General features: G+C 33.6%; 4 protein-coding genes and 1 pseudogene. 4 read left to right on the forward strand and 1 reads right to left on the reverse strand.

The features are described 5' to 3' along the window. The 3 genes and pseudogenes from ACH2BG_RS00580 to ACH2BG_RS00590 form a co-directional block, all read left to right on the forward strand. A pseudogene (locus ACH2BG_RS00580) lies at positions 1-2,005 on the forward strand (DNA-directed RNA polymerase subunit beta'); the annotation flags it as partial. A 101-nt stretch (positions 2,006-2,106) separates the two neighbouring features. Next, positions 2,107-2,415 carry a DUF3467 domain-containing protein gene (locus ACH2BG_RS00585; RefSeq protein WP_394757997.1) on the forward strand — a complete coding sequence of 103 codons (309 nt, stop codon included), beginning with the start codon at positions 2,107-2,109 and terminating at the stop codon, positions 2,413-2,415. A 102-nt stretch (positions 2,416-2,517) separates the two neighbouring features. Next, the gene (locus tag ACH2BG_RS00590) at positions 2,518-7,227 is read left to right on the forward strand and encodes a beta strand repeat-containing protein (RefSeq protein ID WP_395045798.1); all 4,710 of its coding nucleotides are present in this window, start codon (positions 2,518-2,520) and stop codon (positions 7,225-7,227) included. Between the two features lie 81 nt (positions 7,228-7,308). Here the strand turns inward: ACH2BG_RS00590 and ACH2BG_RS00595 are convergent, their stop codons facing one another. Further along, positions 7,309-8,898: a peptide chain release factor 3 gene (locus ACH2BG_RS00595; protein WP_395045799.1), complete on the reverse strand. Its 1,590-nt coding sequence runs from the start codon at positions 8,896-8,898 to the stop codon at positions 7,309-7,311. 237 nt (positions 8,899-9,135) lie between these two features. Between ACH2BG_RS00595 and ACH2BG_RS00600 the strand changes: the two genes are divergently transcribed. After that, on the forward strand, positions 9,136-11,081 hold a 1,946-nt coding region (locus ACH2BG_RS00600), incomplete at its 3' end, for a peptidylprolyl isomerase (protein WP_395045800.1).

Below are 11,081 nucleotides of genomic sequence, written 5' to 3' on the forward strand. Positions count from 1 at the left end.
TATTGAAAACCCGATTCTTTCTAACTTTAAAGAAGGTCTTTCTATCCTTGAGTATTTTATTTCTACTCACGGTGCGCGTAAAGGTCTTGCGGATACGGCTTTAAAAACTGCCGATGCTGGTTACTTAACACGTAGGTTACATGACGTTTCTCAAGACGTAATTGTAAACATCGAAGATTGTGGTACTTTAAGAGGTGTAGAAGTTTCTGCATTGAAAAAGAACGAAGAAATTGTTGAAACATTAGGAGAAAGAATTTTAGGACGTGTTGTTTTGCAAGATATTGTTAATCCTTTAACTAACGATATATTAGTTCACGCAGGTGAGCAAATTACTGAAGCAATAATGAAAGTTATTGAAGCTTCTCCAGTAGAGAAAGTAGAAGTACGTTCTCCACTTGTTTGTGAAGCTACAAAAGGAATTTGTGCTAAATGTTACGGACGTAACTTAGCTACCGGAAAAATGACCCAAAGAGGTGAAGCAGTTGGAGTAATTGCAGCACAATCTATTGGAGAACCAGGAACACAGTTAACACTTCGTACTTTTCACGTTGGAGGGGTTGCGGGTGGTATTTCTGAAGAGTCTAATATTGTTGCAAAATTTGCAGGACGTTTAGAAATCGAAGATTTAAAAACTGTAAAAGGTGAAGATAATGACGGTAATGCTGTCGATATTGTAATTTCTCGTTCTACGGAAATGAAATTAATCGACCAAAAAACTGGAATTCTTCTTGCTACAAATAATATTCCTTACGGATCAAGTATTTTTGTAACTGACGCACAAGTCGTAGCAAAAGGAGATGTAATTTGTAAATGGGATCCATATAATGGAGTTATTATTTCTGAGTTTACTGGTAAAATTGCTTACGAAGATTTAGAACAAGGACAATCGTTCATGGTCGAGATCGATGAGCAAACCGGTTTCCAAGAAAAAGTAATTTCTGAAGGAAGAAATAAAAAATTAATCCCTACTTTATTAATCTACGGAAAAGATGGCGAACTTATTCGTTCGTACAACTTACCAGTAGGAGCCCACCTTATGGTAAATGATGGTGAGAAAATTAAAGCAGGTAAGATTTTAGTAAAAATACCACGTCGTTCATCAAAAACTGGGGATATTACAGGAGGTTTACCAAGAATTACAGAGTTGTTAGAAGCTCGTAATCCTTCAAACCCAGCAGTAGTTTCAGAAATAGATGGTGTTGTTTCTTTTGGAAAAATCAAAAGAGGTAACCGTGAGATTATTATCGAATCTAAATTTGGTGAAATCAAGAAATACCTAGTTAAATTATCAAGTCAAATTCTTGTTCAAGAAAATGACTTCGTAAGAGCAGGTGTTCCTTTGTCTGATGGTGCAATTACGCCAGACGATATCTTAAGAATTCAAGGACCAGCAGCTGTACAGCAGTATTTGGTTAATGAAATTCAAGAAGTATACCGTTTGCAAGGGGTAAAAATTAACGACAAACACTTTGAAGTAGTAATACGTCAAATGATGCGTAAAGTAAGAGTTCAAGATCCAGGAGATACTTTATTCTTAGAAGATCAATTAATTCATACCAAAGATTTTATCGTCGAAAATGATAAATTATACGGAATGAAAGTAGTTGAAGATGCTGGAGATTCTAGTAACTTAAAAGCGGGTCAGATTATTACACCACGTGATTTACGTGATGAGAATTCATTGTTAAAACGTACAGATAAAAATTTAGTGGTAGCTCGTGATGTTATCACAGCAACGGCAACTCCAGTATTACAAGGTATTACAAGAGCGTCGTTACAAACTAAATCATTTATTTCTGCGGCTTCTTTCCAAGAAACTACTAAAGTACTTAACGAAGCTGCTGTTGCAGGTAAAGTAGATTACTTAGAAGGATTGAAAGAAAATGTAATTGTAGGACATAGAATCCCAGCTGGTACAGGTATGAGAGAATATGACAATACAATTGTAGGGTCTAAAGAAGAATACAATGATTTGATGGTTGCAAAAGAAGAATTCAATTATTAATTCAAATAATTAAATTTTCTTAATTATATTTATAAATCCTAATAACTCTTTATTGAGTTATTAGGATTTTAGTTTTAAACAATTTAAAAAATAATAAAATCATGAATGAGAATAACCAACAGGGACAAATAAATATCGAATTAGATGAAGCTACGGCTGACGGAATTTATTCTAATCTTGCCATAATAAACCACTCAAATACAGAATTTGTATTAGATTTTGTAAACATTATGCCAGGTGTGCCAAAAGCAAAAGTAAAATCGAGAATTATACTAACGCCACAACATGCCAAAAGATTGGTTAAAGCCATTGCTGAAAACATTCAACGTTTTGAAAGTGTAAACGGAAAAATTGTCGAATCTGAACAACCAGCCATTCCACTTAATTTTGGTGCTGCCGGACAAGCTTAAATAAAAAAACCATTCGTTTTACGAATGGTTTTTTTATTTTTCACTATGTGTTATTAAATTGTTTATATTTGAGTTAATTTAATTAACTTAAATCATTCAAATATGAAAAACAATTACAATTCGAGTCGAACGAATCGATTTTCATTATGGAAATCTATGTTCGCAATTATCGTAACATTAATTACGGTAACGGTAGGTAATGCACAAGTAACCACAAATAGTGGTTCAGGGTTAAATCCAACGTATCCTGATTTAGCTTCAGCCATCACGGCACTAAACGGCACTACAATTACTAGTGCTGTAACAATTACATTGGCTGGAAATGAAACTGCCCCAGCTGGTGGTTATTCTATTACCGCACAAGGAACAGCTGTAAACACAATCCTTATTGAAGGGACTGCTAGTGTTATTACTGCCTCAAACACTTTAGTTGCAGGTACATTTACAGATGCTATTTTTAAATTAGTAGGAGCGGATTATGTTACTTTGCAAAACTTTAGAATGCAAGAAAATGCCGCTAACACAACTACTGCAGCAGCAACTAATAACATGACTGAATGGGGTGTGGCTCTATTGTATGCAACTACTACAAATGGTGCTCAAAACAATACTATCCAAAACAATACCATTTCATTAAATAGAGTTTATCAAAATACATTTGGTGTTTATAGTAACTCTACGCATTCTGCTATTGCTGCTACAACATCTGCTACAGCAACATCTGCTACAGGTGGAAATCATTCATTGAAAATTTACACTAATGCGATTAGCAATGTAAATAACGGAATTGTTGTTGTTGGACCAACTGCTGTGGCAGACCAAAATACAGGATTAGATATTGGAGGTAGCTCTTTAGCTACTGCTAATACTATTACAGACTATGGTACAACGGGAACTTTCTCTGCTTATGCAAATGTATCTGGAAGTGTAAACGGAATTTTGGTTAGAAATTCTAACGGAACAAATATTTCATATAATACCATTACAAGCTCTGTTGGTGGAGTAACTGCAGGAACCTTAAATGGTATTCAGGTAGCAGCATCGTCTAATGCACCAACGAGTACTTTTACAAATACTATTAATAATAATAATATTTCATTAAAATCAGGATTAATTGCAGGTGCTATGAATGGGATAAATTATCCTTCTGGATCTGCAAGTGCTACAAGTACACTTAACATTAATAACAATGATTTTAATAATTTTGGACATACAGTTGCTGGAACTGGTGCTATAATTTTTATTTTGACAGCTAGTGTAAATCAGTTTACTACAATAAATAATAATACATTTACTAATATATCTGTAAATACTACGGGTAATGTTACGTTTATTTCACACAGTTATAGTATTCCTGTAACAGGATCTTTATTGATAAATAATAATTCAATTGTAACAGCGTTTGCTAAAACAGGAGCTGGAGGAACGGTTATTTTAACAACTACAAATTCTGTGTCAGGGACTGGCTCAATTAATAATTATGTAAATAATAATTTCTCAAATATTATCTTAACTGGAGCAGCAACACTTACAGGATTTAATAATACTGATGGCGGAACTGGATCTACTAAAACAGTAACAGGAAATATTTTTAATAACTGGACAACAGGAGCATCGGCAATAAATGCAATGAACTTTACCTATTGGAATGGGATTTCTAATTTGTCTAATAATACTATTACAAATCTTAATGGACAAGCTGCTATAACTGCTATGACAATTGGTGCCACGGCAAATAATGCTACATCGATTGCTATAGGGAATAATATTATTAATAATTTAGTTTCTTCGGGAGCTGGAGGTTCAGTTATTGGTATTACATGTTCAAATACTTCCACAGGAATTACTATTTCAGGAAATGCTATAAATGCATTATCAAGCACGGGTGCTTCTGCGGTATCAGGTGTTGTTGTTTCTGGAGCAAGTGCTACTGGAACAAATGTATTTAAAAATAAAATTTATGATTTGTCGGGAAGTAATGCTACTTCAACTGCAAATGGTTTACTTATTAGTGGAGGTGCTTTAGTGACTGCTTATAATAATATAATTGGAGATTTAAGAACGCCAAATGCAAATGCGGCAAATCCTTTAAATGGTATTAATATAACAGGCGGAACAACAGTAAATGCGTATAATAATACTGTAATGTTAAACGCAACTAGTGTAGGAGCATTATTTGGTTCTAGCGCAGTATCTGCTTCTTCAACTCCGACGGTTACTTTACGAAATAATGTTTTTGTAAATAACTCAACAACTACTGGTGCAGCATTAGCAGTTGCATACAGAAGATCATCAACTACCTTAACTTCTTATGCAGCGGCATCTAATAATAATTTATTTTATGCAAGCAACATCTTTACAGATGGTACGAATACAGATGCAACTTTAGCTGCTTATAAAATTAGAGTAGCTTCTCGTGATGCTTCATCAGTAAGTGAAAATCCTAATTTTGTTAGTACAGCTGGTGCTAATGCAAATTTTTTACATATTGATACTGCTATCGCAACACAAATAGAAAGTGGGGGTGCTAATATAGCAACTGTTACCGACGATTTTGACGGAGATGTTCGTAATGCAACAACTCCAGATATTGGAGCAGATGAGTTTGCAGGTGTTCTTTTAGATATGGTAGGTCCAACAATCGCTCATACAGCAGTAGGTAATTATTGTACAGCAGGTGCAAGAATTATAGCTGCTACTATTACTGATGCAAGCGGAGTGCCAACTTCAGGTATTGGTTTGCCAGTGGCTTATTGGGCTATAAATGCAGGTGCTTATACAGCTGCTACAGGTGTTTCTATGGGAGCTGGTGTATATAATTTTTCAGTTGGGACAGGAAGTGTATTAGGTGATGTTATTACTTATTATTTTGTTGCCCAAGATAATGCAGGAACTCCAAATGTAGGAGCTTTACCTTCAGCTGGAGCAGCTGGATTTACAGCTAATCCTCCAGCGGTATCAACTGCGCCAACAATACCATTTAGTTATTCAGTAGTAACGCCATTGAATGGTGTTTATACTGTAGGAGCTGCGGGTGCTTATACTACATTAACAGCTGCGATAGCAGATTATAATACAAAATGTTTAACAGGAGCGGTTACTTTTTCTTTAATTGATGCTACTTATCCAGGAGAAACTTTTCCTATAACAATTAGCCAAAATGCTGATGCAAGTGCTGTTAATACTTTGACAATTAAACCAGCTGCAGGAGTTATAGCTACAATTACAGGAAGTAATGCTGTAGCTATTATCAAATCAAACGCTGCAGATTATGTAATTATCGATGGTTCTAATAATGGGAGTACATCAAAAGATCTTACAATTTCTAACACAAATGCAGGAACATCAAGTACTGTAATTTGGATTAACAGTACAGCCGCCGCTAATGGAGCAACTTATAATACAGTTAAAAATACTGTAATTACAGGTAATTCAATCACTACGACTTTGGCTGGAGTTATATCTTCAGGAAGTGTAGTAGGAGCAGTTGCAGAAAGTGCAAATACTGGTGGGGTTTTTCAAAATAACACAATTAGTTTAGCTCAATATGGTGTTGGAGTTGTTGGTCCATCTACGTTCCAAAGTGGAACTATAATTACTCAAAATGCAATTGGTACAGTAACAAATGCAATTGGTTTTAGAGGTCTATTCATTTCTAATGATAACAATACTTCAATTACCAATAATACTATCGAAAACTTAGCAGTTACAACTACAACTGCAGCTGGTGGAGTTTTCCTTGCAGGTACTACAACGGGTGTTACGATTTCTAATAATACTATTAAGAATATTGTTTCAACTGCTACTTCCTCTGGTACTTCAAGTGTTTCCGCAATCGCAGTAAACGCTGGAAATACAAATACAATTATCAATGCAAATACAATTACTGGTGTTTCAAATACTAATACTGGTGGTTACGGAGTAAGAGGAATCATGGTGCTTGGAAACGGTACTAGAGCAAGTAACAATATGCTTTCTGATGTTTGGAATTATCAAGACGCTACAGTTGCATTATATGCAACGATAGGTCTTTCTATTGAAGGGGCTGCTAGTAATGTTAATCTTTATAATAATTCTGTAAATCTTTTTGGTGCACATGCTGGGTTTACTACAACAAGCGGTGTTGCTGCTTGTGTTTTTATTAATACAACAGGAACAGGATTAGATATTAGAAATAATATTTTGAATAATTCATTTGATAATTCAACTTCAACTGGGGATAAATCGTATGCTATATATACAACTTCTCTTACGAATACTCAATTTTCAAATATTAACTACAATGATTATTCAGTTGTAGGGAATTCTACTGTGGGATCTCCGTTTTTAGGTTTTCTTTCAACAGATAGAACTACACTTGCAGATATTCAAACTGGTTTTGGTCAAAATGTTGCGTCTGTAAATATTGCTCCAACATTCACTTCTTCAACAGACTTACATATAAGTGACGCTGCTTTAGATAACTTAGGGACTCCTATAGCTGGAATAACTAATGATATTGATGGAGATGTAAGAAGTGCTACAACACCAGATATGGGTGCAGATGAGTTTACTTTCTTAAGTGTGAATCAGTTTGATTTGGTTAACGGTTTCAAAGCTTATCCAAATCCAGTAAGCGATATTCTTAATATTGAATATACTGGCGAATTAAGTAATGTAACAGTTTATAATCTTTTAGGTCAACAAGTGTTAACTAAAAATGTAAATGCAACCACAACTCAAATCAATATGTCAGAATTAAATGCAGGAACTTATTTAGTAAAAGTTTCTTCAGAAAATATTTCTAAAACTATCAAAGTAGTAAAGAGATAATTCTTAATTAGATAATAACTAAAAATCCCATTCGTGAAAACGAATGGGATTTTTTATTTTAATCAAAAATAGATAAATTAATTAATCAAATTCTGAAGTAAAAAATAACTTCACATTCGGAAACTTGCTTTGTGTCATTTGAATTGTAAAATCACTATCGGCCAAGAAAACCAATTGTTTGTACTTGTCATGTGCTAAAAACTTCTGTTTAATACGTTTAAACTCTTTAAATTCCTCGCTTTTAGGATCGGTAGGTTTTACCCAACACGCTTTGTGAACAGGCAAATTCTCGTAAGTGCATTTTGCACCATATTCGTGCTCTAAACGATATTGAATAACCTCATATTGAAGCGCTCCAACGGTTCCAATAATTTTTCTATTATTTAATTCGAGTGTAAATAATTGTGCGACACCTTCGTCCATCAACTGGTCGATTCCTTTGTCAAGCTGTTTGGCTTTCAGTGGATCGGCATTGTTAATATATCTAAAATGTTCTGGCGAAAAGCTCGGAATTCCTTTGAAACTCATTTGTTCACCTTCGGTCAAAGTATCTCCAATTTTGAAATTCCCTGTATCGTGCAAACCTACAATATCACCGGGATAAGAAATATCTACAATTTCTTTTTTCTCGGCAAAAAATGCATTTGGACTCGAAAATTTCAAATTTTTTCCTTGACGAACATGTAAATATGGCTTGTTTCTCTCAAAAGTGCCTGAAACAATTTTTACAAATGCCAATCTATCTCTGTGTTTAGGATCCATATTAGCATGAATTTTAAATACAAATCCAGACATCTTTTCTTCTTTCGGGTCAACCAATCTAGTTTCTGATTCTTTGGGTCTTGGCGACGGCGCGATTTCTACAAAACAATCTAGTAATTCTCGAACACCAAAATTATTTAATGCCGAACCAAAAAATACAGGTTGCAATTTTCCGTCAAGGTAATCTTGTCTGTTAAACGGTGGATAAACTTCGGTAAGTAATTCTAAATTTTCCCGAAGCTCATCAGCTGGTTTTTTACCAATTATTTTTTCTAATTCAGGACTTTGTACATCAGAAATAGCAACTACATCATCAATATTTTTTCGGCTATCACTGCTAAAAAGATTAATATTTTTCTCCCAAATATTATATATTCCCTGAAAATCGTAACCCATTCCTATCGGAAAACTCATAGGGGTAACTGTCAAACCAAGTTTTAGCTCCACTTCATCCATTAAATCGAAGGCGTCTTTTCCTTCTCTATCTAATTTGTTTATAAAAACCAGGATAGGAATTTTACGCATTCGGCAAACGGCAACCAATTTTTCGGTTTGTTCTTCGACACCTTTGGCAACATCAATAACAACAATAACACTATCTACAGCGGTTAATGTTCTAAAAGTGTCTTCTGCAAAATCTTTGTGTCCTGGCGTATCTAGAATATTAATTTTCTTGTCCTTATATATAAATGCCAAAACAGAGGTAGAAACCGAAATCCCTCTCTGACGTTCTATTTCCATAAAATCGGAAGTAGCACCTTTCTTGATTTTATTGTTTTTTACTGCGCCAGCTTCTTGTATAGCACCACCAAAAAGTAAAAGTTTTTCGGTCAATGTTGTTTTACCAGCATCGGGGTGCGAAATAATACCAAAAGTTCTTCTGCGCTCTATTTCTTTAAGGAAACTCATTATTTTAAATTTTTGCAAATATACATTATTATTAAATATCGTTTTACCCACTTCGGTTTTTTAGATTAAAAGTGTAAATTTAAATCTCCAATATTTTTTCCAGAAAAAACATTGTTATTTTTCTTTGGTTTGCAAATATAAATTTTTGTTAATACATACCGATATAGTTGTATAATGTAACCGAATTGTTATTTTTGTTCGTTGTTAAAAAAAGTCTCTTTAAAAATAAATATAAGAATGAGAATTAATAAATTAATCTTAGGTTTTACACTAGTTATAAATTGTTTGGCTTTTGCCCAAAGCGAGAAAAAAGAAGTTTTGTTTACCATTGATGACAAATCATATTATACCGATGAGTTTTCACGAGTTTATAACAAAAATATCGATTTGGTTAAAGACGAATCTCAAAAAGATTTAAACCAGTATATGGAATTGTTTGTTGGTTATAAGCTTAAAATAAACAAAGCAAATAAACTCGGATTACAAAACAATACAAAATATATCAATGAGTTAAAGTCATATCGAACGCAATTGTCTAAAAATTACACTTCAGACACAAAGGTTACAAAAGCACTAATCGAAGAGGGTTATAATCGTTCTCTAAAAGAAATTAGAGCATCTCATATTCTAATTACTGTCGATGAAAATGCCACCCCAGCAGATACACTAAAAGCATACAATCAAGCAATCGATATTAGAAAAAAAGCAATAGCTGGAGAAAACTTTGCAGAGCTTGCGGTTAAGTTTTCTCAAGATCCATCTTCAAAAGAAAATAAAGGAGATTTAGGTTATTTTTCAGCGTTTAGAATGATCTATCCATTCGAGTCGGCAGCTTATAATACAAAAAAAGATGAAATTTCGATGCCCGTTCGTACAAAGTTTGGTTATCACTTAATCAAAGTTATAGATTCTCGTGACAATCGTGGCGAAATTACTGTAGCGCATATCATGATTTTGAAATCACCTAAAAATGAATCGGATACATCTGTAAACGAAAAAGCAAAAACAACGATTCAGGATATTTATACAAAACTAAAACAAGGTGAAAACTTCGAAAGTTTAGCAAATCAGTTTTCTGAAGACAAAAATTCAGCGCCAAAAGGCGGATTGTTACCACGTTTTGCTTCAGGTCAATTAAGCTCGGAAGAATTCGAAAATGTAGCCTTCGGTATTACAACGCCAAACAGTTATTCTGAACCATTCGAAAGCCAATTTGGTTGGCATATTGTAAAGTTAGTGAGCAAACATCCAATAAAAAAACTCGACGAAATGGAAAGAGAATTGGATGAAAAAATCAGAAAAGATGATCGTTCTAGATTAATAACAAATTCACTTACAAATAAACTTCACAAAAAATACACTATCGTTCGTGACGAAAAATTGTATGCACAAATAAAAACATTGGTTACCGATAAATTTTATACTAGCGAGTGGAAACTTCCAGTAAACATAAAAGATTATAATAAAAATTTATTCAAAATCGAAGACAAATCAGTAAGCGGTGCCGAATTTTTATCAAACTTAGAAACACAACAAAAATCGAACTTAAAAATCAAACCTATTGGTATGTTAGTCGATTATGTGTATCAGAATTTTGTCGATGTGCAAATGACCAATTACTATAATGATAATTTAGAAAAAGAATTTCCAGATTTTGCAAATATTATCGAAGAATATCGTGACGGATTATTGCTTTTCGACTTGATGGAAAAGGAAATTTGGGACAAAGCAAAACAAGATACTTTAGGGTTGAGAGACTACTACAACACCAATAAATTGAAATACCAATGGAAAAATAGAGCTGAGGTATTAGTTGCTTCATCAACAAAGGAAGACGTAATTAAATCAGCAAGAAAATTGTTGAAAAAAGACCAAACTGTCGATTTTATCAAAACAAATCTAAACACAAAAGATGTTGTAAATGTGATGACAAAGCAAGAAATTTATGAAGAAGGCGCCGAAAATTTTCCTAAAAACGTACAGTTCAAAACTGGAGTTTCAGAAATTTATAAAGATGGAGAATTTTATTTTGTAAATAAAGTTTCAAAAATAATACCAGCTTCAGTTAAAACACTAGATGATACAAGAGGAAGAGCCATAAATGATTACCAACAATATCTAGAAGATAATTGGGTAAGTGATCTAAAAAAAGAATTTAAAGTAAATGTAAATCAAGAAGTTTT

The sequence above is a fragment of the Flavobacterium sp. genome (assembly GCF_043779715.1).
Taxonomy (GTDB): Bacteria; Bacteroidota; Bacteroidia; order Flavobacteriales; family Flavobacteriaceae; genus Flavobacterium.

What these genes read in the sequence shown, in the direction of transcription:
- ACH2BG_RS00595 (WP_395045799.1), bottom strand. Translation starts at nt 8,898, where the DNA reads ATGAGTTTCCTTAAAGAAATAGAGCGCAGAAGAACTTTTGGTATTATT.
- ACH2BG_RS00590 (WP_395045798.1), top strand. Translation starts at nt 2,518, where the DNA reads ATGAAAAACAATTACAATTCGAGTCGAACGAATCGATTTTCATTATGG.
- ACH2BG_RS00585 (WP_394757997.1), top strand. Translation starts at nt 2,107, where the DNA reads ATGAATGAGAATAACCAACAGGGACAAATAAATATCGAATTAGATGAA.